The organism is Streptococcus sp. HMSC034B03 (genome assembly GCF_001838575.1).
In the GTDB taxonomy this organism is placed as follows: domain Bacteria; phylum Bacillota; class Bacilli; order Lactobacillales; family Streptococcaceae; genus Streptococcus; species Streptococcus anginosus.
Genome location: NZ_KV837621.1, coordinates 58,013 through 84,306 on the forward strand (window position 1 = coordinate 58,013; position 26,294 = coordinate 84,306).

Annotated in this window: 26 protein-coding genes; 4 read left to right on the top strand and 22 right to left on the bottom strand. The window is 40.8% G+C overall.

Annotated elements, in window-relative coordinates; translation table 11 throughout:
• Positions 1-158 precede the first annotated feature (158 nt).
• From HMPREF2634_RS01785 to HMPREF2634_RS01820, 8 genes are all read right to left on the bottom strand, one after another.
• Complete coding sequence (locus HMPREF2634_RS01785; protein WP_003027213.1) at positions 159-1,196, bottom strand: aldose epimerase family protein; 1,038 nt, start codon at positions 1,194-1,196, stop codon at positions 159-161.
• Between the two features lie 42 nt (positions 1,197-1,238).
• Positions 1,239-2,240 carry a tagatose-bisphosphate aldolase gene (gene lacD, locus HMPREF2634_RS01790; RefSeq protein WP_021001167.1) on the bottom strand — a complete coding sequence of 334 codons (1,002 nt, stop codon included), beginning with the start codon at positions 2,238-2,240 and terminating at the stop codon, positions 1,239-1,241.
• Positions 2,241-2,250: 10 nt separating this feature from the next.
• A complete protein-coding gene (locus tag HMPREF2634_RS01795) occupies positions 2,251-3,420 on the bottom strand; it encodes an SIS domain-containing protein (RefSeq protein WP_057489501.1) in 1,170 nt (389 codons plus the stop codon).
• A 166-nt stretch (positions 3,421-3,586) separates the two neighbouring features.
• Positions 3,587-3,991 carry a PTS sugar transporter subunit IIA gene (locus HMPREF2634_RS01800; protein ID WP_021001165.1) on the bottom strand — a complete coding sequence of 135 codons (405 nt, stop codon included), beginning with the start codon at positions 3,989-3,991 and terminating at the stop codon, positions 3,587-3,589.
• A gap of 17 nt (positions 3,992-4,008) precedes the next feature.
• Positions 4,009-4,836, bottom strand: a complete 828-nt coding sequence (locus HMPREF2634_RS01805; RefSeq protein WP_003027209.1) for a PTS system mannose/fructose/sorbose family transporter subunit IID — start codon at positions 4,834-4,836, stop codon at positions 4,009-4,011.
• A complete protein-coding gene (locus HMPREF2634_RS01810; RefSeq protein ID WP_070836139.1) occupies positions 4,823-5,716 on the bottom strand; it encodes a PTS mannose/fructose/sorbose/N-acetylgalactosamine transporter subunit IIC in 894 nt (297 codons plus the stop codon). Before HMPREF2634_RS01810 ends, HMPREF2634_RS01805 begins: the two co-directional genes overlap by 14 nt.
• A gap of 18 nt (positions 5,717-5,734) precedes the next feature.
• Entirely contained in the window at positions 5,735-6,211 is a 477-nt protein-coding gene (locus HMPREF2634_RS01815; RefSeq protein ID WP_021001164.1) for a PTS sugar transporter subunit IIB, read from the bottom strand.
• Entirely contained in the window at positions 6,208-8,013 is a 1,806-nt protein-coding gene (locus tag HMPREF2634_RS01820) for a glycoside hydrolase family 35 protein (RefSeq protein ID WP_235044317.1), read from the bottom strand. Before HMPREF2634_RS01820 ends, HMPREF2634_RS01815 begins: the two co-directional genes overlap by 4 nt.
• 158 nt (positions 8,014-8,171) lie before the next feature.
• On the opposite strand from HMPREF2634_RS01820, the gene HMPREF2634_RS01825 reads away from it, so the two are divergent.
• Positions 8,172-8,888, top strand: a complete 717-nt coding sequence (locus HMPREF2634_RS01825) for a GntR family transcriptional regulator (protein ID WP_021001162.1) — start codon at positions 8,172-8,174, stop codon at positions 8,886-8,888.
• A 439-nt stretch (positions 8,889-9,327) separates the two neighbouring features.
• Here the strand turns inward: HMPREF2634_RS01825 and HMPREF2634_RS01830 are convergent, their stop codons facing one another.
• The 5 genes from HMPREF2634_RS01830 to dhaK all read right to left on the bottom strand — a co-directional run bounded on the left by HMPREF2634_RS01830 (position 9,328) and on the right by dhaK (position 12,542).
• Positions 9,328-9,765, bottom strand: coding sequence for a DUF6568 family protein (locus tag HMPREF2634_RS01830; protein ID WP_021001161.1), 438 nt, complete (start codon positions 9,763-9,765; stop codon positions 9,328-9,330).
• 98 nt (positions 9,766-9,863) lie between these two features.
• Entirely contained in the window at positions 9,864-10,577 is a 714-nt protein-coding gene (locus HMPREF2634_RS01835; RefSeq protein WP_070836141.1) for an MIP/aquaporin family protein, read from the bottom strand.
• Positions 10,578-10,589: 12 nt separating this feature from the next.
• Positions 10,590-10,964 carry a dihydroxyacetone kinase phosphoryl donor subunit DhaM gene (dhaM, locus tag HMPREF2634_RS01840; RefSeq protein WP_003027196.1) on the bottom strand — a complete coding sequence of 125 codons (375 nt, stop codon included), beginning with the start codon at positions 10,962-10,964 and terminating at the stop codon, positions 10,590-10,592.
• Positions 10,961-11,542, bottom strand: coding sequence for a dihydroxyacetone kinase subunit DhaL (dhaL, locus tag HMPREF2634_RS01845; protein WP_041783970.1), 582 nt, complete (start codon positions 11,540-11,542; stop codon positions 10,961-10,963). The genes dhaM and dhaL overlap by 4 nt, the downstream gene beginning before the upstream one ends.
• Positions 11,543-11,552: 10 nt before the next feature.
• Positions 11,553-12,542, bottom strand: a complete 990-nt coding sequence (gene dhaK, locus HMPREF2634_RS01850; RefSeq protein ID WP_003027192.1) for a dihydroxyacetone kinase subunit DhaK — start codon at positions 12,540-12,542, stop codon at positions 11,553-11,555.
• A gap of 156 nt (positions 12,543-12,698) precedes the next feature.
• Here dhaK and dhaS point away from each other — a divergent pair, with 156 nt between their 5' ends.
• Together dhaS and dhaQ are read left to right on the top strand one after the other, a co-directional pair.
• Entirely contained in the window at positions 12,699-13,235 is a 537-nt protein-coding gene (gene dhaS, locus HMPREF2634_RS01855; RefSeq protein WP_003032039.1) for a dihydroxyacetone kinase transcriptional activator DhaS, read from the top strand.
• 9 nt (positions 13,236-13,244) lie between these two features.
• Positions 13,245-14,231 (top strand): DhaKLM operon coactivator DhaQ, encoded by a 987-nt coding sequence (gene dhaQ, locus HMPREF2634_RS01860; RefSeq protein WP_021001158.1) that lies wholly within the window; start codon positions 13,245-13,247, stop codon positions 14,229-14,231.
• A 56-nt stretch (positions 14,232-14,287) separates the two neighbouring features.
• Here the strand turns inward: dhaQ and purB are convergent, their stop codons facing one another.
• From purB to purD, 8 genes are all read right to left on the bottom strand, one after another.
• Positions 14,288-15,583 (bottom strand): adenylosuccinate lyase, encoded by a 1,296-nt coding sequence (gene purB / locus HMPREF2634_RS01865; protein WP_021001157.1) that lies wholly within the window; start codon positions 15,581-15,583, stop codon positions 14,288-14,290.
• Positions 15,584-15,588: 5 nt separating this feature from the next.
• Positions 15,589-16,344: a restriction endonuclease gene (locus HMPREF2634_RS01870; RefSeq protein ID WP_021001156.1), complete on the bottom strand. Its 756-nt coding sequence runs from the start codon at positions 16,342-16,344 to the stop codon at positions 15,589-15,591.
• A gap of 79 nt (positions 16,345-16,423) precedes the next feature.
• The gene (locus HMPREF2634_RS01875) at positions 16,424-18,811 is read right to left on the bottom strand and encodes an AAA family ATPase (protein ID WP_021001155.1); all 2,388 of its coding nucleotides are present in this window, start codon (positions 18,809-18,811) and stop codon (positions 16,424-16,426) included.
• Positions 18,804-19,040, bottom strand: a complete 237-nt coding sequence (locus tag HMPREF2634_RS01880; protein WP_021001154.1) for a hypothetical protein — start codon at positions 19,038-19,040, stop codon at positions 18,804-18,806. The genes HMPREF2634_RS01875 and HMPREF2634_RS01880 overlap by 8 nt, the downstream gene beginning before the upstream one ends.
• Positions 19,041-19,051: 11 nt before the next feature.
• The gene (gene purK, locus HMPREF2634_RS01885) at positions 19,052-20,140 is read right to left on the bottom strand and encodes a 5-(carboxyamino)imidazole ribonucleotide synthase (protein ID WP_021001153.1); all 1,089 of its coding nucleotides are present in this window, start codon (positions 20,138-20,140) and stop codon (positions 19,052-19,054) included.
• Positions 20,127-20,615: a 5-(carboxyamino)imidazole ribonucleotide mutase gene (purE, locus tag HMPREF2634_RS01890; RefSeq protein WP_021001152.1), complete on the bottom strand. Its 489-nt coding sequence runs from the start codon at positions 20,613-20,615 to the stop codon at positions 20,127-20,129. Before purE ends, purK begins: the two co-directional genes overlap by 14 nt.
• Before the next feature lie 237 nt (positions 20,616-20,852).
• A complete protein-coding gene (locus HMPREF2634_RS01895) occupies positions 20,853-21,287 on the bottom strand; it encodes a 2-thiouracil desulfurase family protein (protein WP_003032062.1) in 435 nt (144 codons plus the stop codon).
• Positions 21,277-22,542 carry a phosphoribosylamine--glycine ligase gene (purD, locus tag HMPREF2634_RS01900; RefSeq protein WP_021001151.1) on the bottom strand — a complete coding sequence of 422 codons (1,266 nt, stop codon included), beginning with the start codon at positions 22,540-22,542 and terminating at the stop codon, positions 21,277-21,279. The genes HMPREF2634_RS01895 and purD overlap by 11 nt, the downstream gene beginning before the upstream one ends.
• 194 nt (positions 22,543-22,736) lie before the next feature.
• On the opposite strand from purD, the gene HMPREF2634_RS01905 reads away from it, so the two are divergent.
• Entirely contained in the window at positions 22,737-24,671 is a 1,935-nt protein-coding gene (locus HMPREF2634_RS01905; RefSeq protein WP_070836143.1) for a GBS Bsp-like repeat-containing protein, read from the top strand.
• Positions 24,672-24,729: 58 nt separating this feature from the next.
• Here HMPREF2634_RS01905 and purH read toward each other — a convergent pair whose 3' ends face one another.
• A complete protein-coding gene (gene purH, locus HMPREF2634_RS01910; RefSeq protein ID WP_021001149.1) occupies positions 24,730-26,277 on the bottom strand; it encodes a bifunctional phosphoribosylaminoimidazolecarboxamide formyltransferase/IMP cyclohydrolase in 1,548 nt (515 codons plus the stop codon).
• Between the last annotated feature and the right edge of the window lie 17 nt (positions 26,278-26,294).

The following is a 26,294-nucleotide window of genomic DNA, read 5'->3' on the forward strand; positions in this document are numbered from 1 at the left end:
GATACTATTATAGCAAAAAATCAGGTTGGTAAGCTGGTTTAACCTTAGATTTTACAAATAGAAATCAAAAGGAATGAGATTATGATAATGTTTGATGATACTAAATGTCTTAAATCAAAAACGACAGAAAAATGTACTGCCGTTTTCAATATTCATTTTCATTTGCTTGTTGCATGATAAATGGTTGTGCTGGTAAAAACCTCACCTGCTTTCAAGATAACATCAGCTTTCAGGTCGCTGTGAATGGCATCTGGTAGGGCTTGGGTTTCAAGAGCCAAGCCATTGTGTTGAATCATGGATTGTCCATTTAAAATGACCGTATCATCTACAAAGTTTGCTGAGTAAGTCACTAAGCAAGGCGCACTTGTTTTAAATGTCAAAAGGCGACCGGATTTAGGATCATACAAGGAACCTGCTTCCTTCTCTCCTTTTTCCAATGCAAATGGATGATCCAGACCGGACACAATCTGAATCTGCTCATCTTGATTGGCAAAAATATCTTTCAAAGTCACACCTTTTGTTAAGTCTTTGACAAAATTGCGGTTTGAATCAGCGACTTTAGCAGGTACGCCGTCTGGTGCGATTGGAAATACCCCTGAGGTATTTAGCTGCAAGATACAGTTATCAATTGGTTGGCTGAAATTGCCTGATAAGTTGAAGTAACTGTGATTGGTTGGATTGGCCAAGGTATCCTTGTCCGTCTGAACTTGGTAAGAAATCTCTAACTCACCTAGTTCCGTTAAAGTATAAGAAACCCAGACTTTCAGATTTCCCGGAAAACCACCCGTTCCATCTGCACGTTCGGTATAGAAAGTGACGCCTTCATTTGTGACTTCCTCAACTTGAAAAATAGCACTGTCCCAGCCAGTAGAACCGCTATGATTGCAATTTTCTGCGTTGTTGACTTCTAACTGATAGGTTTCGCCATTCAGCTCAAACTGTGCTTTTGCAATCCGTCCTGCAACTGGTCCGACGCTTGCACCATATTTAGGGCTGTTGCCTACATAGGCATCAAAATGATCAAACCCCACCACGATATTTGCAAATTCATGATTTTTATCCGGAGTGACATACTCTAAGACAGTCGCACCATAAGTCATGACTTTCAAACGATAGCCCAAGTCATTTTCAAATGTATAAGCAACAATATCTTTTCCTTGAAATGTTCCAAAAATAGCTTCTTGATAAGATTTCATACAACTTTCCTTATTTTTATTACAAATTTATGTTTTCCTATTTTAAATTTTTAGTTTTTCCGTCCACGAAACAGCTGTTTCACGTATAACACGATTCAAGTATTCAATATTTTGACGCCCCGCTTCATCTAGCCAAGCTTTAGCTGCATCTGCTCCTTGATCTGCAAAGACCGTAACTGCATCTTTCCAAGTAGCACGTCCGCAAAGGACACCGTTGAATTGAGAACCTGCTTCATGCGCTACTTTCAGCGTTTCCTGGAAAAGATCTGCGCTAACTCCAGCACTCAGGAAAATAAAGGGCAGATGAGTTGCATCAGACTGCTCTTTGAAAAATGTCTTGGCTTCCGCGAGGTTGTAGACAGCTTCAACTCCGCCTTTCGTAAACCCTTCGACAAAATTCATATTGACCGGTACTTCCACTTTCAAGACATCAACATTGTAGCGTGGATCTGAAAAGAGCTTCATGGCTTCATTGACTTTGTGTGGTTTTACTTTCGCATAATCTGCATCTACTACACTAGCACGCTTCCTATCATAAGTCAAGATTTCAAGGAAGTAAGGAATGTCTTCTGCCACACATTCGCTTCCTACGCGCTCTACCCAGGCTTGTTTGATGTCGTTGATTTCAGGCTTGTCATCTACATCATAGTAAATCAAAACCTTGACCGCGTCAGCGCCCAACTCTTTCATGCGTTTGGCTGACCAATTTGGTAGCAAGTCTGGCAGGCGCCCTTCTGTCGTCGCATCATAGCCCGTTTTTTCATAAGCAACAATAAGACCGCATTCTGGCGCACGTAATTTGGTAGCAGGTACACCGAATTCTGGATCCAAAAGGATAGAAGTTGCATACGGAGTCAACTGACTGGAAATCAATTGTTTAAATTCAATCAATGCTTCATTTCCTGATACAGCATGTGCGCCACTTGCCAGCATTTTTTTCAACGAACCTCTCTGGTCAATCGCCAAAGCTCCAATAATGTCATTTTCATCTGAAAGATTCTTTAAGTGTGCTAATTTTTCGTGACTAATCCTTAATTTTTCCATGGATTCCTTCCTATTCTTTGTCAAATGAGTGAATGATAACACCCTGCACAACACGGTTGACGGTGCCTGTCGGAGACGGTGTGTCTGGACGATTTTTCACCTTGAGGGCTGTCAACAAGGCAAATAATTGACCATAAACAATATAAGGGAATACGCGATAAACATCATCTGCTAGCTGTTGACTAGAAAGAATGACTTGTTCAATATTTTCCAAATCTTCTTTTTGTTCTGTCAATAAAATTACCTTGCGGGCAATCTCATCTCCGGCTACTTCTCGTACTAAGTCAAGGTCGTATAATTTGGTGTAGGGATCTGTCGATCCAAACACCACAACGACCGTCTTTTCATTCACTAACGACTTTGGACCGTGACGGAATCCGACTGGGCTTTCATACATCGTTGCCACTTGTCCTGCTGTCAATTCTAAAATTTTCAACTGAGCTTCATGCGCCAAGCCAAAGAAAGGACCTGCTCCCAGATAAATGACACGATTGTAATCCAAGGAAACCATCTTTTGAATCGCTTCTGCCGAGTCTAACATTTCTTGGCTCAAGGCTATCAAAGTAGAAACTTTTTCGGCTTTTGCAGCTAAATCTGCTTTGTCAAAGACGAGCAAGGCTGTCAACATCATAGACGTAAAGCTCGATGTCATGGCAAAGCCAGCATCATTTGACGGTGCAGGTTGGAGCAAGAGCAAATTGCGTTCGTCACCGTGTGCTTGCTGGGCTAATTTACCTTCTTCGGCGCATGTAATCGTGATTTGGTAAAGTTCCTCAACTATGTCTTTTGCCAAGTCAACTGCCGCAACACTCTCTGGTGAATTGCCACTACGAGCAAAGGAAACCAAAATGGTCGTCACTTCCTTGTGCAGATAAGCAAGCGGATTAGCGACAATATCTGTCGTTGCAATGGCATTAAAGTTCCACTTGCGTTCATCGTAAATCTTTCTGAAATAAGGCAAAAGGGTATCTCCGACATAGGCTGATGTCCCAGCCCCTGTCAAAATAACCTTGATATAATCATGCTTTTCACCAATCCCATTTAGAAAAGCTACAATCTCATCAGATTGCGCTTTATAATTTTCAAAAGCCGTCTGCCAAACTTGTGGCTGTTGATAGATTTCCCGTGTGGTGATTTCCGCACCTAATTCAATCAAGTCTTCCTTTGTATAATCTAGCATGGTTCTCCTTTCTGCTTTGCAATGCTAACTAAAAGAAAGGGAGTGGGAAAATGATGATTTCAAAGAAATCCATTTTCTTGCCCCAGCCCCCTTAGTTATACAGATTGCTCATTGGAGCAATTCAAGCAAGGACGTGTTTTTCAGCGACTATTAGCTGGACACTCCTTTATTCATCTTCGTCATCGTTCATTTCTGCTAATACATCATTGACTTTCACGATGTATTTGTTCGCTTTTTCGATATATTTTGCTTCTACGCCAGTTAGGGCAGAATTGATAAATTCAATCACCATTGGCATATTCATCCCTGCATAAAGTTCAATTTGGAGTCCTTCCAAAATCAGACGGCTAACGACATTGCAAGGTGTTCCACCAAGCAGGTCGGCAAAGACGATATAATCACCTAAATCTTTTACAGTCGCTGAAAATTTAGCAGTAAAGTCGTCTATTCCTTCCTCTGGAAGCAGAGGAACTGTATGAATGAAGTCCAGTGGCCCCATAATCATTTCGGTGCTTTTCTTCAATTCTTCGCAAAAGCGACCGTGACTGACCAGTACAAGTTGTTTTGTCATTTATAGAAAAGCTCCTTTTAAACACCTAAGATTGGCGTATGAGTAAAGTGTGAAAGCGCAGAAACACCAATTGCAATAATAATGACAATAAAGATTGCTTTGGTTGAATTCATACCTTTTTTACCAAGCAGCCAATAAACAAAACCAGTAAACAATGCCGGAACCAAACGCGGGAAGATTTTATCCAATGTTTCTTGAAGATTGAAGGTTACACCACCAAAACTTTGTGTATAGGTAAATTTAAAGTTAATCATCGTAGCAATCAAGGCCGCCACCATGAAAACACCAAGAACTGTTGCAGCATCTGTGATGGCAGACAATTTGTCCTGCATGGTTGTAACTAATTTCACCCCTTCTTTGTGGGCAAACTCTAATTGTTTCCAACGGAAGACATTGATTGCGATTGTCACAGCTATCCAAAGGAAAATTCCAAGAGGATTGCCTTCAACAGCAAGTCCAGCAGCCAGACCACCCATAATAGCAGGAATAGTAGAACCAAAAATCGCATCGCCAATCGCTGCAAATGGCCCCATTAAACCGGTTTTAATCCCTGTAACGGTATCTTTAGCCGCAACTCCTTCATTTTCTTCAAGTGCTAGATCAATCCCTGTTACTAAAGTATGGAAAAAGTTAGATGTGTTGAAGAATTGCGTATGTGTCCGCATCATTTCCTTTAATTCTGGCGTACCGTCTCCATATATCTTGCGCAATTGCGGCAAAATCATATAAAGATAGCCTGACGCTTGCATACGCTCGTAGTTCCAACCCCATTGGAAAGTAAAGAGACTACGACGGTTGATTTGGTTAAAATCTTCTTTTGTTAATTTGTAATTAGAGTTCGTCATCGTCAATTTCCCCACTTTCTGATTGTTCTGCAGCAACAGTCACGACTTGTTTATTAGTCGCATTTTTATAGTTGATTGTTGCCAAGGCAAAGCCAATAATCGCAATCCCAATCATTGGTAGACCTTCAAATTTTGCACCACCAAGAGCTGTAGCGAGTTGTTTGACAGCTCCTGAAGCAGCTGCCAATGTTGAAATATAGTCAAAAACAACTTTCAACATAGCTGTAATGGCAAAACCTAAACCAAGATAATGAAGATTTTTCTTGACCGGAAGGTAACGAAGCAAAATTGCAAAACCGACACCAGGAAGCATTTTACCTGCAAGAATCAATCCGTCTGCGATCCATTGTGCATTATTGGCAAGCCAGTCTGAGAAGGCTTTTACAGCATCTCCACCGAGCCACAAAGCCAGAAATACTGGAAGGGCACGTGAAAGTCCCCATGGAATGGCACCTAGTAAGTAATTGCGTTCAATGCCTTTGTAGTCAAATTTTTCAACCGCTGCATCAATACGATGTGCAAAGTAAGTCGTAGAGAAACGTCCAAGAACGTCTGTATAAACCAGCAAGGCTGCTACCGGAACGGCAATAGCTGAAATAGCGAGTTCTGATTTCATACCTGTTGCCACAGAGAATGCTGTTGCAAGAACCGCACCAGACGTTGCATCAATCCGAGAGGCACCACCGAATGTACCAACCCCAAGCACAACGAGCTGGAGACTGCCACCAATAAATAGGCCAGTCTTCAAATCTCCCATGACCAAACCAGTGATAAAACCTGCAAAAACAGGGGAGCCAGCTGATGAGTTAATCGTCAACTCATCCAAAATTTGATACGCTGAATACAGCGTCAGTAAGAGAATTTGCCACCATTGTATCATAACAATGACCTCCTAAATTTATTTCAATAATTTCATAAAGTCTTCAACTGGATCATTTGGAACCATTTGAGCTGTTATTGTCACACCTTTTTCATGCAACTTGTTAAATACTACCACGTCTTCATCTACTACGTTAATTGAGCGTGTGATAGAACGCGTTTCAGGTGTTTGCGACATATTGCCTACATTGAGTGTTTCAATTGGCACGCCTGCTTCTACTAATTTCAAAAAGCGGTCTGGCTTTCTCGCAACAATGAGCAGGCGTTGGCTATCATATTTGCCGGCTAGAATATTTTCTGCTGCTTTTGCAACTGGTAAAACACTCAATTTCACACCAGCTGGTGTCGCCAATTTCAAGCCGCTTTTTTCAATAGCATTTTCTGCCACTTCATCATCTACTACCATGATACGTGAGATGTTTAATTTTGTAGTCCAAAGATTAGCTACTTGCCCATGGATCAAACGTCCATCAATCCGATTCCCTACAATTGTCATAATTTTGCCCCCTTTATTGTTTTAAATGTAGGTTTGTGAACTAAATGAATAAATTCGCTGTATTTCCCTTCAGTTTCAAAAATAATGATACGATTTTTTCCGATAGTTAAGAGACCATGTGGAATATACAGCGATAAGGTCGGTCCGACATCCCAGAAGCGACCGATATTGACACCATTGACAAAGACGATTCCTTTGCCAAAGTGGGTCAACTCCAGATAAGTATCTTTAAGCGCTTTCAATTCAACGTCAAACGCATAGAAAGCTGGCTGATTTTCATGCCATTCTTTCGTAAAATCAATTTTTTCTGGATTTTTCAACTCTAATGGATACTGTTTCCAATGGAGCATAAAATGAAGATCTTTGCAAACTCCTGTGCGAATACCTTTATGCTGGCTTTCTGCCAAAAGTTTATGCCCATAGTTAACACGCCCCATGTTTTCTATCAAAATATCAATCTGATGCGTGGATTGCTTCTGCCGGGGAACAAAGATGTCTTCACCAATTTCCATTTGATACTGATTGACGACAAGCTCTTCATCGACAAAAAGCTGCATGCGGTCACGCGCATCAATGACACGAATCCGTTCCTCGTCCGCATCCCATTCCGCTTCTGTACGATAGAGCAGATAACCAACATTTTGGCCCAACTCCTCCATTTTCATAGGATACAAGCTCTCGATTGGCTGCGCTACATCTTCTAAAGTCTCAAATAAACTAACTTTCTCACTGAGCGGAATATTCTTTAACTCAAACGATTCTTTTACCAAAGGCTCCATTTGTGGATACTCTGGATAATATTTTTTTAACATTTGCTGAATAGCAAAGTATTTAGGTGTTGGATTTCCTTGTTCATCAAGGAGAGCTTCGTAATCATAAGACGTTACTTGCGGCAGATCAATGTTTCCTCGCGCTGAACAGCCATTCATAAAACCAAAATTTGTGCCCCCGTGAAACATATAAAGATTGATACTGCCTTGTTGCAAGACTTCGTGAACCGCTTCAGCCAACTCTTCTGGATCTCGCGTGACAACCGGCTCCTTCCAACGATTGAACCAACCGTCCCAAAATTCCATACACATGAGCGGCCACTTCTTGCCATGTTCATCAAAGAATTCCTGCATCTGCGCGAAATTTTCTTTTGCTTTGGAGCCAAAGTTCCCCGTTACAAATACATCATCCTCAATAAGCGTTCCTGCCCTCAACGCCGCACGCCAAGGCCCGTCTGACGTAAATAACGGGCAAGTCACACCTCGCTCTAACATCATATCTCGAACAGCTCTCAAATATTCCTTATCTTCGCCATACGAGCCATATTCATTTTCGACCTGCATCATGAGAATGTTGCCGCCATTTTCCAAAAGATGCGGGACTAAGCGCGGCATCAATTCATCGTAATAACTAGCAACTGCTGCAAGATAAGCAGGGTCAGAAGAACGAATTCTCATATCTTCTTCTAAAAGCCAAGTCGGCAAACCACCAAATTCCCATTCTGCACAAATGTAAGGCGACGGACGAAGAATAACGTATAAGTCCAAATCCTGTGCAATTTGAAGAAATTTCTCCAAATCCAAGATCCCCTCAAAGCAAAACTGCCCTTTCTGAGGTTCATGGACGTTCCATGGAATGTAGGTTTCTACCGTATTAAAGCCCAGAGCTTTCAAATTATAAAGCGAATGATACCAATCATCTGGCTGAATCCGAAAATAATGAATGGCACCAGACAATATTTTAAAAGGCTGTTGATTCAGATAAAATTCTTCTTTAATCTCAAATCTTGCCAAATCATTTCCTTCTTTCACACAACAAATCTTCGATTTTGCAATCGTTTACATTGGTTAGTATAATATATTTTGTATGAAATGTCAATAGTTTTTGAAAAATTTAATAAATTTAACCATTTTAAGAAAAATTATGGTAAAATTTTTTATGAGAGGGAAGCGAAAGAGAGGTGAATAACATGGCAATCCCTAAATACCAATACATTAAAGACGAACTCAAAAGCAAGATTATCTCGGGTCAATTTGAGAATGGAGATAAATTTTATACAGAAGCTGAGCTAATCACAATGTACGATGTGAGTTCTATTACTGTTGTCAGAGCTTTAAATGAGCTAGCAAAAGACGGATATATCATTCGTCAGCAAGGAAAAGGAACATTTGTGTCGCGCGCGCGTAAGCACAAACTCGTTGAATTTTCTGACGTTGAGATATTTCCTACCCAAAATGATCAAGTGACCGTTTTATCGATCGAGCGCGGAAACGACTTGAAATTTCTTGATAAGTTAGATTTGAAGGGACATCAATTTTACTATAAAATCGAGCGACTTCGTAAAGCGAAAGATACTCCTTACATCTATCATCAATCCTATATCCCAGAGCAATATATCAACGCAAATTATCCAGATCTTGAATATTACAGCTCTATCTACAATCGCTTCAAACAAGACTATCATATTCACATGAATGATGAGCACTTTGAAGAAACTAATGAAATTATCTTCCCGACACCAGAAGCTGTTGCAACATTACTGGACATTGACACAAACTTCCCGACCGTCTTCCAAGTAAAAACAACACAGTTAGAAAGTACAGGACAAATTTTAGAGTATAGCGAAGCCTACAAACGTGGTGATTTCTTTAAAATCAAGTTCGTGTCACGCAGTGGAAATCACTAATTATTTTTATATAAGAAGCTGGGACAAAGTGCTCGGCTTCCTTTGTTTATATAGTTAGAATTATAAAACGCAGTAGTTTGGAGAAGCTCTATTGACTTTAGTCAATGTAGAGTTTCCCATGCACAATTGATTAGGCACTTTAGTGCCAATCAATCACTGCTGAGTGGACTCTAACACGTTGATAAATCAACTTTTACAGCCCTTTTGACGTCAAGCTTCACTTGACTTTATTTCCAAACCTTTCGAGCTGTGCAGAGGTGGGACGATGAAATCAAGTTTCTACGAAACTACTGATTTCTGTCCCACTCTCTTTTTTATATCTTGACATCATTATAACCCGTCTAGACCAATTTGAAAAGTATTTTGTTTTTTTTATTTAACAATTTTTCTATTCTTGCTATAAGAAAAAAACAAGATTTACTGTCACCTTGTTTTTCTCCTACTTAATAAAATCCTCAATTTTTTTAGCAGTCATATTTTTCTTGATTTGTAGCACTTTTTCTTCTGTAAAACCACTAAATTTTCCAAAATAAGGAACAAATTTTATCTTATATGCCTCACGAAAAGCAACTAACTCTGGCGTCTTTTTCTCACTCTCTAAATAATAAAAAGATTTTGTTTTGATTCGTTCCAGCTGTTTCACAAATCGCCTACAGTGTGGACAAGTTCCTCGCCCAATGTAGAGATAAAAATTTTCACTCTGAGCCTGCTTTTCTTTGAGTTCAGGCACCGTTATCTGGTGAAATTTCGCTACAATAGTTTGATACTCTTTTTGTTCATCTATTCGCTCAGCTGGATCTAGCAAAACTGAATGGCAGGCAACTATTCCGAAAATCAAAAACACTCCAAGTAATTTCAGCCAATGCTTCTTTGCCATCTCTATCCTCGCTATTCTATACAGCTATTATAAAAAATTCAGACAAGAAGCACAAGAAGAGACAACAAAAGTAGGCCGAAACCTACTTTTGACTATTTTTAAATGACACCCAAAATGATATTGTAGAGCAAAGCCCCTACGACACCGCCGACAATTGGACCTAGGACTGGAATCCAAGCATAGGACCAGTCAGAATCCCCTTTATTTGCGATTGGTAAAAGAGCATGCATGATACGCGGGCCCAAATCCCGTGCAGGATTGATTGCATAGCCTGTTGTTGGTCCAAGTGAGAAACCGACTGCAAAAATAACCGTTCCTACGATGATTGGACCCAAACCAGCAGCAACTTTATTTGGACCAATTGCCATAATCGTGATGACAAGAATGGCCGTTCCCAGTGCTTCCCCCAAAAAGTTAGAAGCTGTATGGCGAATGGCTGGTCCCGTTGAAAAGCTGGCTAAAATCAAGCCTGAATCTTTCGTTTCAGCCCAATGAGGGTAATAGTGAAGCCATAGAACAAAAGCCGCAGCCATGGCACCCAGCATTTGTGCAATAATGAAAGGAAAGACTTGCCCCCAACTAATCGCTCCAATAGAGGCCATTGCAAATGTAACCGCTGGATTCAAGTGAGCTGGACTGAAAAATCCAGATACATAAACCGCCACTGTACAAGCAATCCCCCAACCTAAAACGATAGCAACCCAGCCAGTTCCTTCCTCTTTTGTCTTGCTCAAAACATTCCCAGCAACAACCCCGTCGCCAAGCAATACTAGGATGAAAGTTCCTAAAAATTCACCGAGATACTGATTCATAATCAAACTCCTTTATTTCTTAATTTCTAACTCTTTCAATTGTTCTTGTATGGTCGCCAAATCTGCACCAGCTTGCAAGAGAGCAGCCGTAGTATAAGCTCCTTCAACAATGGGAACATTGTTAATGATGATGTCTTTATCTGAAAAGTCTGCCACCAGCTCCAGATTCATGCGAGCCGATCCAAGATCAAAGAAAGCTAAAATCTTCTCTGCTTCATTGGCTTCTACAATCGTTTGGACTTGTTCAAAACTTGTACCAATGCCGCCATCTTCTGTACCACCTACATAGGTCAGCAAGACATCCTTGGCAACTTCTGAAATTAAATCTACAAGGCCTTGAGCGATCCATTTTGAATGAGAAACGATGACAATCCCAACTTCTGTCATGCTTTTTCCTCCACTTCTAGCAAGGCTTCAAAAAGTAAGCCTGATGAATACGAACCGGGGTCAATATGTCCGATAGAGCGCTCTCCGACATAAGAAGCCCGACCCTTCGTTGCTTTCATATCTTTCGTCGCTTCAACCAAAGTATGAATGGTTTCTTTGGTCAATTCTCCTTTTTGAAGAGCCATCACCACACCAGACCAGACATCCACCATGGTTTTTTCACCCGGAACAGCCTTTCCTCGCTTTTGAATCATATCAAGCCCTGCTTGAACAGCTTCTGCCAAGCTAGCAGCTTCTTTTTCAGTCTTCATTATTCCCATGAAAGCTGAGCCGTAAAGAGGTCCAGAAGCCCCGCCAACCTTGCTAAGCAATTGCATGGAGACAACTTGAAAGACTTCTGCTGAATTGGCAAAATCCTTTCCTTCCAGATTTTCAACGACAGCTGCCATGCCACGCGCCATATTTCCTCCGTGGTCTCCGTCACCAATGGGCGTGTCTAACTCTGACAAGTAGTCTTTGTTGGCTTGAATTTTTTCATTAAAGAGAAGCATCCATTTCTTTGCTAATGCTGCATCCATATCGTACCTCCTACCAAGCAATCGTTGCAACTGGGCTGTTCAAAGCTTCCAGCCAGTCTTCACGTTCCAATTTGACAAAGGTAAGAGAAATGCCTGCCATGTCAATAGATGTCATGTAATTTCCTAATTTCTTGTAAACAACTTCCAGACCTGCTGCTGCGAGAATTCCAGCCACATCGTTGGCAAAGACGTATTGTTCCATGAGCGGCGTTGCCCCCATACCATTGATAAGGATTCCGATTTTATCTCCTGCTTTGAATTCAAAAGAATCTTTTAATTTCGCCACCAATTCTTGTGCCAAGTCTTTAGACGGCTGCATTTTTTCTTTGCGATAGCCGGGTTCTCCATGAATGCCGATTCCAAATTCAATTTCATCATCAGCAAGCACAAAGCCGGGTTTTCCGACTTCAGGAACAGTTGCTCCACTGAGAGCCAGCCCAACCGTATGAATCTGAGGAACCAATTCGTCAGCCAAGGCCTTGATTTCACTCAGTGATTTTCCAGCACGCGCAGCATTTCCCAAAATCTTATGAACCAAAATGGTACCAGCAACTCCACGGCGGCCTTGCGTGTAAAGGCTGTCCTCAACAGCAATATCGTCATCGACAACAACACTTGCCACCTCGATTCCTTCCATTTCTGCCATATCCTGCGCCATTTCAAAGTTCATGATGTCGCCAGAATAATTCTTGATAACCATGAATACACCTGCGCCCTCGTCTGCTTCTTTGATTGCCTGCAAGACTTGGTCAGGAGTTGGGGAAGTAAAGACCGCTCCGCAAATCGCAGCTGACAACATACCGTCGCCCACAAAGCCAGCATGAGCAGGCTCATGACCGCTCCCGCCACCTGAGATAATCGCTACCTTGCCAGATTTTTCGCTATTTCGAGCAATGATATCAAAGCCTTCTACACGATGCACCAAATCACCATGGATATAAGCCAGACCGTCTAGCATTTCGTCCACAACAGCCGTTGGTTGATTGATAATTTTTTTCATGAGTTTCTCCTTTGCTTTATGTTTCTTATTTTTATTGTAAAATTCTTTGCTCCATTTTGGAACGGACAAAATCAAAAATCTGTCCCTCTTTTTAGTTTTCCTATTGCATCATTCATGATAAACTAAGAATAGAACTAAAAAGACTGAGGAGGGAAGATGGCAACATCCTTAATCACGAAAAAAAGGATTGCCAAATCCTTTAAAAAATTACTGACCGAACAAGCTTTTGAAAAAATCTCTGTTCGGCAAATTATGGAAGACGCCGGTATTCGCAGGCAAACGTTTTACAATCATTTTCTGGACAAGTATGAATTATTAGAATGGATTTTTCAGACGGAGTTGCGAGAGCAAGTCACAGATAATCTGGAATATATCTCTGGCTATCAGCTGCTGCAAGAATTGCTGCACTATTTTAACGTCAATAAGAGTTTTTATGCACAATTATTTGACATCGTTGACCAAAATGACTTTTCTTCTTATTTTCAAACCTACTGTCAACAACTTGTAGCCAAACTCGTCAGAGAATATCATTCCCGCCCTTTCCATTCTGAAATGGAGTATCATTTTTTCATTCAGTATCACAGTCAAGCGCTTGCGAATGCTATCAAACATCTGCTGGATTTATCTGAGCAAGATTACCAGCAACAGGCGCAACTTTTAACACAACTAATCAAAACAGCTATAGAAAATTAAGGCAAGTATATGGTTCACATTATCAATTCAATTCATTCAAGCATTCAGCAAAACATCAATGCAATTACTCGCATGTATCCTCACCTTTCACAGCTGAAACAACTGCCCGTCATTTATCATAATCAGCACGATTCTTCTGTCGTGCCCATTATTTCGGGTGGCGGCAGTGGTCATGAACCAGCTCATTTTGGCTATGTGGGCGATGGTATGTTAACCGCTGCTATTAGTGGCCCCATTTTTGTGCCCCCCTGTGCTGAGCATATTTTAGAAACCATTCGTTTTCTGCATCAAGACAAGGGCGTTTTTGTCATTATTAAAAACTTCGACGCTGATATTAAAGAATTTTCCCAAGCCATTTATCAAGCACGCAAGGAAGGAATTCCAGTCAAATACATCATTTCTCATGATGATATTTCTGTGGAAAAAAGCAATTTCCAAATCCGCCACCGCGGGGTTGCAGGAACAATTCTTTTACATAAAATTCTCGGGCAAGCTGCCAAAGAAGGAGCCAGTCTGGATGAGTTGGAAAAACTCGCTCTTTCTCTGTCCACCTCCATTGCGACACTAGGAGTAGCTACAAAATCTGCCACCTTACCAAGCAAGCAGCTGCCTATCTTTGATTTGCCCCAAGGTCAAATTTCCTACGGAATTGGAATCCACGGTGAGCCCGGTTATCGGATGGTTCCGTTTGAATCTTCCGAACTGCTTGCTGTTGAGCTTATCAACAAAATCAAAATGAAATTCAAGTGGCAAGAAGGACAAGAATTTATTCTCCTCATCAATAACTTAGGCGGCACTTCAAAATTGGAAGAACTCGTTTTCACAGATGATATCCTGCAACTATTGGATATTGAGGGCTTGAAACTTTCTTTTATCAAAACAGGTCACCTCATCACAAGCCTAGATATGGCAGGGCTTTCTGTTACCCTCTGCCGTGTTTCCGACAATTCCTGGCTAAAAGCCTTAGAAACCCCAACCAATGCTTTTGCTTGGTGAGAGAACAAAAATCCAGTAAAATCAAGTTTGATTTTACTGGATTTTTTAGTTTTGTTTTAATCCAAACCTATACGGTGGAAAATATCATCCACCCGTTTCGTGTAGTAAAGAGGGTTGAAGATTTCGTCAATTTCTTCTTGGGTCAGGCGGGAAGTAACTTCTGGATCAGCTTCCAGAAGCGGTTTAAAGTCCACTTGGTTATCCCATGAGTGGGCTGTTTTTGGTTGCACTAGGTCATAGGCTTGCTCCCGCGTCATGCCTTTCTCAATCAAGGTCAACATAGCCCGTTGGCTAAAGATAAGACCGAAAGTTGAGTTCATGTTGCGGATCATATTTTCTGGGAAGACCGTCAAGTTCTTGACGATATTGCCAAAACGGTTGAGCATGTAGTCAATCAAGATGGTCGTATCTGGTGTGATAATCCGCTCAGCTGATGAGTGGGAGATGTCACGTTCATGCCAGAGAGCTACGTTCTCATAGGCTGTAATCATGTGACCACGGATAACACGCGCAAGACCAGTCATGTTTTCAGAACCGATAGGGTTACGTTTGTGAGGCATAGCTGATGAACCCTTTTGCCCCTTGGCAAAGAACTCTTCTACTTCGCGTTGCTCAGACTTTTGCAGACCACGGATTTCCGTTGCCATGCGCTCGATGGAAGTCGCAATGCTAGCAAGAACTGCAAAGTACTCAGCGTGAAGGTCACGAGGAAGCACCTGTGTAGAGATTTCTTGAGCACGAATCCCAAGCTTGTCGCAGACGTATTGCTCCACAAACGGTGGGATGTTAGCAAAGTTCCCAACCGCACCAGAAATCTTACCAGCTTCCACACCAGCAGCCGCATGCTCGAAACGCTCGATATTGCGCTTCATTTCACTGTACCAAGTCGCGAGCTTAAGACCGAAAGTCGTCGGCTCCGCATGCACTCCGTGGGTACGCCCCATCATGATGGTGAACTTGTGCTCCTTGGCCTTATCAGCAATGATATTGGTGAAATTTTCAAGATCACGACGGATGATGTCGTTGGCTTGCTTGTAAAGGTAACCGTAGGCAGTATCCACCACATCGGTAGAAGTCAAACCATAGTGGACCCACTTGCGCTCTTCACCAAGAGTCTCAGAAACCGCACGCGTGAATGCCACTACATCGTGGCGAGTCTCCTGCTCAATCTCCAAGATACGGTCGATGTCAAAGTCCGCCTTCTCGCGAATCAAAGCCACATCTTCCTTAGGGATTTCCCCCAACTCAGCCCATGCCTCGTCAGCCAAGATTTCCACCTCAAGCCACGCACGGTATTTATTTTCTTCACTCCAAATATTCGCCATTTCAGGGCGAGAGTAACGGTTGATCATTGTTTTTACTCCTTTAAAAAATCTTTTTTTATCACACAGGGTTCCACAACTATTGCCTTGTAATCTTCTAAATCAGGATCTGTAGCAAACGGAATCGGAAAAAGAACAAACTTTTGACTGTGTAAGTCAGCTAAGGCTAAAAGTCCTCTCAACTGATATTGTGAAATACCTCTAACAACAAACTTATCTTTATCAATTCTTAAATTAAGATAATAGTTTGCCATATTTTGGGAATAAAACAAGGGAATCTGATTCGGTGCAATTGTACAATAGCTTCCTGTTACATCTCCATCTTGTATTTCCATCAATGTCCAAAAAGGTTCACCTTGAATTTTCCCATCAGGTAAAAATGCTTTCTTAAGAATACCAGCAACAATATCTGTTATTGTCGGTAGCTCATCTTCAGTCATTAGCTTTATTCCATAGGAATCGGCGAATGTCTTTGTTCCTTCTTGAAAACCAACTTTTGAAATCATTATTCCAATAATATTACCCAATCCAACATCAGATAATTTTGTCGCAAAATCCCGAATCTCTTTGATTGACACTTTATTTTTCCAATCTTTACATTCAATCGCTACTCTACACTCAACATTTAAATGAGAGAATTGATAATAGACATCAAATTCATTTGTTGCACCACTTTGTCCTTTTATAGTTACTCTCTTAGAAACTAATGTATTTTCAAAATCGTTGAGTTGTAGCAATTGTGAATACACATATTGTGCGTAGTCTTCCAACTTTTTTCCTGTATTTACCATTTTTTCTCCAATAACTAAAAATAATATTGAATATCATACATTCTTAAATCATTACAACAAATTAAATAGTATGAACCTCTTATTCCAAAATTTCACACTTCCATTGTTCAAGCTGATCTTTCGCATTTCGTACACCTGCCAGATGCTTCAAAACATGTAAATCATCTAAAAGATAAAGTAAGACTAGCAAATCTCGAGCTGTTTTTTCCCGCTCTTCATCAGAAATAGTATCGAAGAAATCAATATTCAAAACCTTAACAGGATCCTCAAAATGACTTTCACCATGTAAGACCAATCGATACATCAAATTTTCAAAATAATCTCTGTATTTTTCATCAATTTTATTTACAATCATTGGATCTGTTGTTAGCTTTGTAATATCTTGTTTATAATTAAATGTACCATATGCTTCTAAAATTTTTCGCATTGCATTACCAACGAAACTCTCAGAACTAGGTGCCCCACTTCCCGTTGCATAGGCAAATACAGTTTCAAGGAGTTCGGTATAATCATGAGTCTTCGTTTTAAATACCTGTAATTCCCCATTGACTAACTCTAATTTTTTATATTTAGACTTTTGTCCACCTTCTTTCAACTTACAAAAATCCATTATCTCCTGCAGAAACTTGTCAAAATCATACATCATCTGTTTATCATGAGTCATCAATAAAACCCTAGTGTAACTACTTCCCTTAAAAAATCTAGTTAAACAATATTTCAAATAAGAAGTTATTCCAACCTTATTTTCCATATCAAAACTAGAAATTGGGTCATCAATGACAATAAAGTATTCTTGACTATAAGCTTCTGCTAACTCTCTTTGCTGAATTATTTCAGTAAAGAAATAACATAACGCCAGTGCATTTCTCTCACCTACTGATACTCTACTAGGTTCCACAAACTTATCTCTTGATAATAAGTAGTATTTTCCATTTTGACTTCGAATAGTTAACCGATTTTTTGAAAAAAATATGTAATTCAAACTTTTATTAATTTCATCAACCGCAATATCTATATTAAGTTTTTGACTTTCTAAATCAGAAATCTGTTGTTCATAATCAATTATCTGTTCTTTTATCGTATCATAATTAGCATAGCAAGTCTCTTTCTCTACTGTTTTTTCTTGAAATTTTTTATAATCGTCTTGAATTTCATAGAAAGCTAACCCTTTATTGATTTGAAGTAGACTTTCTTTTAATTTTTGGATATCTGAAATTTCTGAGTTATGTTTGACAATGGCTTGGTTAATTATTTTAATATCATTTTTTACCTTAAGTAATTCTTGAGAAAAATCTATATCGGGTAGCTCAACTACAACATATGGGTTCTTAATTTTTTCATCAATCACTAAATTAATCTCATTAATTTTAGTATTCAAAGCATCAATACTCCTTTGATAGGAGCGAATCAAATCTGAATCTAACTGCCCATACTCAGAGAAATCTTGATTTATTTCGTCAATTTTTTTACCCATCAATGCAGACTGATGCTCTTCAACTGCTCTTGATAGGAGTTTAGTGATACCATTTGTAAGTTCAGTTTTGACATCTTCCGATACTAATTGAGTACAAAAAGGACAAATTGTTTGATATTCATCTGCAAAGAAATCCTTAACTTCTCTTAAATGATGCTCACCTTTTGTAGAATCAGATAGTAATTTCAGTAAATACTCATCCCTAGCATTCAACTCAGGTTTTTCAATTTTTTTAGATAATAAAGTTGACAATTCATCCCTGTCAAAATTAATAATAGGTAAAACTAACTCTTGCTCTATAACAACTGCTGAATCTCTTATTGAAAAATATCTCTCCTTTTTCTTATTAAAATCAGCCTCTAACTTATTTTTTTTAAAAGTTGGTTGTATACTAACAAAATTTCGAACAGTATTATTATTAACAGGAGATGCCGCTCGATTTCCTTTTATTTCCCTATCTCTTTCAGCCCAATTTCCTATCCCTTTCAAGGAGTTTATCATTTCTTTTTGCCAAAAATCGGGAGACTTTTCATTGTTCTCATCTAAATATTCTTTATATTCAGAATCGTATTTTTGAAATTCAATTTTTGCTTCAGATAACTGTGCTCTCAAACTTTCAAGTTGAGCATCAATATCAATTTGTTCCCCAAAAATTACAATTGTATCCAATCCATCTTGAGCAATTCTAACTTTCTGATCAACATAATTCTCATCGAAAACAAAAATTGATTTTTTATCGATATCACTAAGTATAATATTATCATTATTCTTGTCAATAAATGATACGCTATCTACTCCACTCCAATCATTTTTTAATTGATTTATTCCACGAGCAATTGTACTTTTTCCTGAACCGTTTCTTCCAAATAACAGGCTTGCCCTATCGTTCTGTGCTTGATTTGTCCCCTCAAAATTCCCTTCAAAGAGTTCTAATTTCGTTTCATCCTCAAAGATACCTGATTTTATTTTAATTCCTTTAATTCTTTCAAACATTTTCTTCTTTGAACTCCTCTTTTCCTATCTCCACCGATGGATAATGGGACAGCTGGTTTAAGTCTGTATCCAGTGGCAGGTCATAGATTGCTAGGTAGTCTGCTGGGTACTGGGCTTGCAGTTCTTCATATTTTGTTTGGATTTTCTCAGCGTCTTTGCTGGCAAAGAGTACTTCAACGATTCCTGCTTCTCCATTTTCAATAAAGGCGTGAACAATGATTTGAATCATAACAAACTCCTCTAAAAATCTATTCCCTCACCTAGTTCTCTCACCTCATCTGGCTCATCACTAAACAGGGTCACATGTCCCATCTTACGATTGTGCTTGGCTTCTTCTTTGCCATAAAGGTGAAGGTGGGCGCTAGGGTTTTCTGCGACGTACTGTGCAGCTTGCTCCATGTGCTGGCCAAGAACATTGAGCATGACAGCTGGGGCATGAAGGGTCACTTCTGGCAGGGGCTGACCCAAAATACCCAAGATATGAGTATCAAACTGTGAGAAATCACAGGCTTCGATAGAATAATGCCCTGAATTATGCGGGCGCGGTGCGATTTCATTGACCAAAATCTGGTTGCCAGCCACAAACATCTCTATACATAGTGTACCAGAAAGTTGGACTTCTGTGGCAATTTTTCTTGCCATTTGCAGGGTCCTGTCCGCTAAATCTTGGGAAATCCGCGCTGGGACAATCGTTTTAGAAAGGATATTGTTGCGGTGGATATTTTCCTGAACAGGGAAAAGGGTCAAATCCGTGCCATTTCCAGACACAATGACCGATATTTCCATGGTGAAAGGGACAAAATCCTCCAGTACGCAAAGAGTCTTGTCTGCTAAATCACGCGCAGTCGCTAAACTTTCCTCGTCTCTGATGACCACCTGACCGTGACCGTCGTAGCCACCTGTTGCTGTTTTTAATACACGCTTGACAGAGAAATCATAATTTTCCAAGTCTGCTGATGAGCGGATAATTCGATAGGGAGCCAAATCCACGCCTGTACTTGAAAGAAACTCTTTCTCATGTACTCGGTTTTGAGAGATACGTAGCAACCTCGTTCCTTGCGGCAAATCTGCCAAATCCGCGACCGCATCCAGACTGTCTGCGTCCACATTTTCAAATTCATAAGTCAGGACATCACAGCGCTCAGCCAATTGACGAAGAGCCGCCACATCATCATAAGGCGCAACGATGACTTCACTGACACGAGCAGCTGGACAATTAGCAGCTGGATCTAGCGTAATGACTTTGTGGCCTCGGTAGATTGCAGCAATCGCCATCATTTGTCCTAATTGACCACCACCGATAATTCCAATCGTTTTAGTTGAGTTCATTGCTAGACTCCTCAGCAATTTTTCCTTGTTTTTCTGCAAAGTCAGCCAGTGCTTGAGCGATTTTAGCATCTTCAACAGACAGCAAGCGCAAAGCAAAGAGGGCTGCATTGGTTGCACCTGCTTCGCCGATAGCCATCGTTGCCACAGGCACACCGCCAGGCATTTGCACAATAGAGTAGAGCGAATCCACTCCGCTCAATGCACGAGATTTTATAGGCACACCGATAACCGGCAACGTTGTTTTAGCCGCTACCATACCAGGCAGGTGAGCCGCCCCGCCAGCACCTGCAATGATAACCTTAATACCATGTGCGCGTGCTTCCTCAGCATATCGGAACATAAGGTCTGGTGTTCGGTGGGCAGAGACCACCTTTTTTTCATAAGCAACACCGAAGTCCTCAAGAACTTGGGCTGCTTTTTTCATCGTTTCCCAGTCGGATTTGGAACCCATGATGATAGAAATAATTGGTTGCATAATTTCTCCTTTTTCAAGCCTGCCTTAGGCTGTAGAGGCGTCGTGAACTTTCTTGCGTGTGATGCTACGCTTTTCTTCTCATCTTTTCTTAAAAGCCGAGGAAAAGCTAACATCCCATCTAAAAAATCTTCTTGACTAGGTTTGTAGACCTTTGAGCTACAAACTTTCCTAAAATACCACAGCGATAACAGACATAGTTTCATAACGACCTTTGGTCGCTTGAGCTAGCGCTATACTTTATTTAATTATATCTTCAGCATCAACAACTCTGTAGCCTCGTTTCTTTAATGCTTGCGCAAAAAGACCACTGCCCTCTATTTTTCGACCAGAAAAATGACCATCGTAAATCTGGTTGACACCACAAGAGGGACTTCGGGACTGAAGAATAGCCAAGTCAATGTTTTTTTCAGCTAAACTAGACAATGTGTGATCAATTCCTACTTGAAATTCTTTATCATAAAAATTCCCATTGACATCACATGGCCGCCCTTTTAAAATCTCTACTGGCTCTCTTGGAACTGGTAAGCCGCCCGCAACTTCTGGGCACACTGCTAAGACATCTTTATCTGCAACAAAGTCAATAACAGCTTGATTATAATTATTGCCTCCATTGTACTTGCAATTTTCTCCAAGCAAACAGGCACTAACTAGTATACATTTTTTATTTTTCAAGAGCCTTGCTCCCAATATCAGTTCTGTAAAACAGTCCAGTCGTGTCTTGTTTGTCGAGTTGGGTGTAAATTTTTTCCTGCGCAGCTGAAACGCTGTCAGATGTGGTGACTAACATATAGACTCGGCCGCCATTGGACAGCAGTGCTTTGCCATTTTCACCAAACTTAGCGCCTGCATAGTAGGTGATGATATCACCGTCGGTCTTTTCTGGCAGAACCACACCTTTTTCGTAGTCAAGTGGATAACCTTCAGAAGCCACCACAACGCCCAATGTCACACCGCTGTCCGCCCAGGTCATATCTGGCTCCTTGCCCTCCAAAATGTCCGCGATGTTTTGCGCAAAATCAGAGGTTAGGCGCGACAGAATGACCTGCGTCTCTGGATCACCAAAGCGAGCATTGAACTCAATGACCTTGGGACCGTCCGCAGTCAGAATCAAACCAGCATAAAGAACACCGATATAAGGTCGCCCTTCTTTAATCATCCCCTCCAGCACTGGCTTGACAATGGTGTCAACTGCAGTTTCAACCACGCTTGCTGGCAGATGTGGTACGGGCGCATAAGCACCCATACCGCCTGTATTAGGACCCTTGTCACCGTCATAAGCACGTTTGTGGTCCTGAGCTATTGGCATGATGTAAAACTTATCACTATTAACAAAGGCAAAAAGAGAAAACTCTTCTCCTTCAAGAAATTCTTCAATAACTACGCGCGCACCAGAATCGCCGAATTTATTGTCCAGCAACATTTCGTGCGCTGCTTCGATCGCTTCTTCCACCGTTTCAGCGACTACCACGCCTTTCCCCAAGGCTAAGCCGTCCGCCTTCACCACGATTGGAGCGCCCTCTTTTTCGATATAGGCTTTGGCGGCTTCAAAGTCTGAAAAAGTTTCATAGCGTGCTGTCGGCACACCGTATTTTTTCATGATTGACTTGGCAAAGTCCTTGGACCACTCCAGTTCCGCAGCCAATCGAGTTGGTCCAAAAGCCTTGAGACCGGCGGCTTCAAAATCATCAACGATACCTGCAGCTAAAGCGTCATCTGGACCAATGAAAGTCCAAGCAATATCATTTTCTTTGACAAAGTCAATCAGCGCTGCATGCTCAGAAATCCCAATCGGAACCAACTTAAGACCGTCGAAGGTCATCCCGTCATTTCCGGGAGCAACAAAGACCTGCTCCACCTGCGGTGACTCCAACAACTTCTTAGCAATCGCATGCTCGCGACCACCCGAACCAACAACTAAAAGTTTCATGATTGCCCTCTTTACGAATTATTTATATCAATTATACCATAAATGTTCGTTTATACTTTTATTTATCGTAAAATATTTTGATAATAACGAAATCCCATTACCATTTCTAATTTTTCAATTCAGTTTTCAATTTTTTCATCTTTTCCCGAATAATCTAAATGGAACTATCCAAATTATTTATTCAAAGGAGATTTATGAAGAAATACAGTCAATTATTTTTACTATCTAGCACTATTTTGGGCGTTTTTTCTGCTCAACTAACTGCTCAAGCCTCGGAAGCAGATAATGCTCAAAAAAGCTCAAATCCAGCAATTCTTGCTAGCAACATTACCGTCAATGTTTCTGGAAATACAGCTTCTATTAACTACACACGCTCACAGACACAAGTTCCTTACACCATTTACCACGCTGTTTGGTCTGATGAAAATGGGCAAGATGACATTAAGTGGTATTCCGCGCCCCAAACACCAACTACAGCTATTGATTTGCGTCAGCACACTGGTTATGGAACCTTTCATGTTCACACTTATATCAATATCAATGGAAAAATGGTTGGTTTAAACGGAACGACTTTCAAAGTAGAAAAACCAGCTAGCGGCACGGTTTCTACAACCGTTTTAGGAAAGACTGCTCAAATATCCTTTACTCGAAACAAAGATCAAACAAATGCCAATATTTTACACGCTGTTTGGTCTGACGAAAAAGGACAAGATGACATCAAGTGGTATACGGCAGGGCAAGACACAACAGAAATTGACTTATCCAATCATAAAGGATACGGTGTTTACCATGTTCATACTTATGAAAGTAAAAACGGAAAGATGATTGGATTAAATGGCACCACTTTTAACCTTGAAAAACCAAATCCTACTATTCAGACTAGCTTTCCTGAGCCTGGTATCATGGATATTCAGATCAAAAATGTTCCTAAAACAATCTACAAACTAACTGTTCCGGCTTGGTCTGACCGCAACGGACAGGATGATCTTCAATGGTATGCAGTTACTAAAAATCCTGATGGAAGCTACAATGTTAGAGTTGAGCTAAAAAAACACAACTATGACACAGGAACTTATCACATTCATCTTTACGGAGAAAGCTATGTCAAACCAGAGTTTACTGGCTTAGCTGGAATAACTGCCCAAGTTGATGCTGATAAATTGCCTTCTGAAGAAGAGCAAAAACCATTCTTCTCTGTTGAAAATATCAATCAAGAACAAGGGACTTATACCGTCAAAGTTAGTGAAACTTCAAAGTCCAAACCGATTCAATCTGTCCGAGTACCTATTTGGAGCACGAGCAATCAAAGCAATATCAAGTGGTATGCAGCCACTAATCACGGTGATGGAACCTTTACGACAAGCTTTGATATTCGCAATCATCAAGTTTTGTCCGGAACATACACCAATCATATTTATGTGAAATATAAAGACGGTAGCGAGCATAGTTACGCAACGGATTCGGTTGCTATGTCCGCAGAAAAAATTAAAACCAAAGTATCTGTCGCTAAACGCTCAACTTATCTTTATGAAGTGACGGTGACAGATGCTTACGGCGATGGCAAGATCAGCCTACCGACTTGGTCTGAAGTCAATGGACAAGACGATATTCAGTGGTACACTGCTACTAAAGCTGGAAATGGAATTTACAAATTCACAATTGATACGCAAAAACACACTGGCAGCGGGCTTTTCCATACACATGTCTACCGCAATCTCAACGGTCAAATGATTGGACTAACAGGTACGAGCTATCAAGTAGAGAAGCCTGCTATCTCTTTCCAACCAAATTATGCCGCAGCAACGACTTATCCAAAAGGTCAATGCACTTGGGGCGCCAAAGCTCTTGCGCCTTGGGCTGGCAATTATTGGGGCAACGGTGGCGACTGGGCTGCTAGTGCCAGACGAGCTGGTTTTAAAACCGGTACAACTCCACAAGTAGGGGCTATTATTTGTTGGACAGACGGTGGTTACGGTCACGTTGGAGTTGTTACTCACGTTGCCTCAAACACACGCATTCAGATTCAAGAGGCCAACTACGCTGGAAAACAATATATTGGCAACTTCCGCGGCTGGTTCAATCCTCATGCAGCTGGACAAGGAGCAGTTAGTTACATTTATCCAAAATAAGTCCCTCTGAACAACTTTAAAAACCTTGGAAAATCAATCCAAGGTTTTTATACTATTTTCAATGTCTAAAATGCCGTACGCCTGTAAATACCATGGCAATACCGTATTTATCAGCCATATCGATTGATTCTTGGTCACGAACTGAACCACCAGGTTGGATGATGGCTTTCACACCTGCAGCAGCAATTTCTTCAACATTATCCGCAAATGGAAAGAAAGCATCACTAGCAAGAACAGCACCGTCAAGACGGTCTTTGGCTTGGTCAAGCGCGATACGAACTGAAGCCACACGGTTTGTTTGACCAGGGCCAACACCAAGTGTCATGTGGTCATTTGTCACAATGATACCGTTAGATTTCACGTATTTGATTGCTTTCCAAGCAAATTCAAGCGCAGTTTTTTCTTGCTCGTTTGGTTGGCGTTTGGTTACAACCTTCCAATCAGCTGGATTTTCTTCGATAACATCTTGGTTTTGCACTAACAATCCACCGACAACACCCGTGTATTCTTTTTCAACTTGGCTAGCTTCTTGAGCTTCAAATGGCAATTGAAGAATACGCAAATTTTTCTTCTTAGTTGTCAAGATTTCAAGGGCTTCTTCTGAATAACTTGGTGCAATGATGATTTCAAGGAAGATAGCGTGCATTTTCTTAGCTGTTGCGGCGTCAACTTCACGATTCAGCACAACAATACCACCAAAGATTGAAACTGGGTCTGATTCATAAGCGTAGTCCCAAGCTGTTTCAATATCATCAGCTTGTCCGATACCACACGGGTTCATGTGTTTAAGAGCAACAACGGTTGGACGGTCTTTGAAATCACGGATAATGCGGATTGCAGCATCAGCATCACGAATATTGTTAAAGGACAATTCTTTCCCGTTCAATTGTTTAGCAGAAGCAATCGAGTAGTCCGTTGGCAAAGCCTTTTGGTAGAAATCCGCGTCTTGTTGAGGGTTTTCACCATACCGCATGGGTTGTTTCAAATCATAAGTGAGGGTGAGTTTTTCGGGTTTTGTTTCTCCGACTTGTTTTGTGAAATATTCCGCAATTAAAGCGTCGTAAGCTGCTGTGTGACGGAAAACTTTGGCTGCCAAGCGCTGACGCGTTTCAAAGTTTGTTTCACCATTAGCTGTCAATTCATCTAAAACAACAGCGTAATCAGCTGGGTCAACGACAACTGTAACACTAGCATGGTTTTTAGCAGCAGAGCGAAGCATGGATGGACCACCGATATCAATGTTTTCAACCGCATCAGCATAAGTCACATCTGGTTTCAGAATAGTTTCTTTGAATGGGTAAAGGTTAACCACAACAAGGTCAATCAATTCAATGTGATTATCTTTTGCAGCTTGAAGGTGGCTGTCAAGGTCGCGACGAGCCAAAAGGCCGCCGTGAATATTTGGATGAAGTGTTTTCACACGACCGTCCATCATTTCTGGGAAGCCCGTTACATCATCAATGGCGATAGTATCAACGCCTGCTTTATCAAGCGTAACTTTTGTTCCGCCAGTTGAGATAATATCCCAACCAAGTTTTTTTAATTCTTGAGCAAATTCAACAATGCCCGCTTTGTCTGAAACACTGATTAGTGCACGTTTTGTCATTTCAGTCCTACTTTCTA

Coding starts and splice junctions, on each gene's coding strand:
- HMPREF2634_RS01785 (WP_003027213.1), bottom strand. CDS start 1,196: ATGAAATCTTATCAAGAAGCTATTTTTGGAACATTTCAAGGAAAAGAT.
- lacD (WP_021001167.1), bottom strand. CDS start 2,240: ATGGAAAAATTAAGGATTAGTCACGAAAAATTAGCACACTTAAAGAAT.
- HMPREF2634_RS01795 (WP_057489501.1), bottom strand. CDS start 3,420: ATGCTAGATTATACAAAGGAAGACTTGATTGAATTAGGTGCGGAAATC.
- HMPREF2634_RS01800 (WP_021001165.1), bottom strand. CDS start 3,991: ATGACAAAACAACTTGTACTGGTCAGTCACGGTCGCTTTTGCGAAGAA.
- HMPREF2634_RS01805 (WP_003027209.1), bottom strand. CDS start 4,836: ATGACGAACTCTAATTACAAATTAACAAAAGAAGATTTTAACCAAATC.
- HMPREF2634_RS01810 (WP_070836139.1), bottom strand. CDS start 5,716: ATGATACAATGGTGGCAAATTCTCTTACTGACGCTGTATTCAGCGTAT.
- HMPREF2634_RS01815 (WP_021001164.1), bottom strand. CDS start 6,211: ATGACAATTGTAGGGAATCGGATTGATGGACGTTTGATCCATGGGCAA.
- HMPREF2634_RS01825 (WP_021001162.1), top strand. CDS start 8,172: ATGGCAATCCCTAAATACCAATACATTAAAGACGAACTCAAAAGCAAG.
- HMPREF2634_RS01830 (WP_021001161.1), bottom strand. CDS start 9,765: ATGGCAAAGAAGCATTGGCTGAAATTACTTGGAGTGTTTTTGATTTTC.
- HMPREF2634_RS01835 (WP_070836141.1), bottom strand. CDS start 10,577: ATGAATCAGTATCTCGGTGAATTTTTAGGAACTTTCATCCTAGTATTG.
- dhaM (WP_003027196.1), bottom strand. CDS start 10,964: ATGACAGAAGTTGGGATTGTCATCGTTTCTCATTCAAAATGGATCGCT.
- dhaL (WP_041783970.1), bottom strand. CDS start 11,542: ATGGATGCAGCATTAGCAAAGAAATGGATGCTTCTCTTTAATGAAAAA.
- dhaK (WP_003027192.1), bottom strand. CDS start 12,542: ATGAAAAAAATTATCAATCAACCAACGGCTGTTGTGGACGAAATGCTA.
- dhaS (WP_003032039.1), top strand. CDS start 12,699: ATGGCAACATCCTTAATCACGAAAAAAAGGATTGCCAAATCCTTTAAA.
- dhaQ (WP_021001158.1), top strand. CDS start 13,245: ATGGTTCACATTATCAATTCAATTCATTCAAGCATTCAGCAAAACATC.
- purB (WP_021001157.1), bottom strand. CDS start 15,583: ATGATCAACCGTTACTCTCGCCCTGAAATGGCGAATATTTGGAGTGAA.
- HMPREF2634_RS01870 (WP_021001156.1), bottom strand. CDS start 16,344: ATGGTAAATACAGGAAAAAAGTTGGAAGACTACGCACAATATGTGTAT.
- HMPREF2634_RS01875 (WP_021001155.1), bottom strand. CDS start 18,811: ATGTTTGAAAGAATTAAAGGAATTAAAATAAAATCAGGTATCTTTGAG.
- HMPREF2634_RS01880 (WP_021001154.1), bottom strand. CDS start 19,040: ATGATTCAAATCATTGTTCACGCCTTTATTGAAAATGGAGAAGCAGGA.
- purK (WP_021001153.1), bottom strand. CDS start 20,140: ATGAACTCAACTAAAACGATTGGAATTATCGGTGGTGGTCAATTAGGA.
- purE (WP_021001152.1), bottom strand. CDS start 20,615: ATGCAACCAATTATTTCTATCATCATGGGTTCCAAATCCGACTGGGAA.
- purD (WP_021001151.1), bottom strand. CDS start 22,542: ATGAAACTTTTAGTTGTTGGTTCGGGTGGTCGCGAGCATGCGATTGCT.
- HMPREF2634_RS01905 (WP_070836143.1), top strand. CDS start 22,737: ATGAAGAAATACAGTCAATTATTTTTACTATCTAGCACTATTTTGGGC.
- purH (WP_021001149.1), bottom strand. CDS start 26,277: ATGACAAAACGTGCACTAATCAGTGTTTCAGACAAAGCGGGCATTGTT.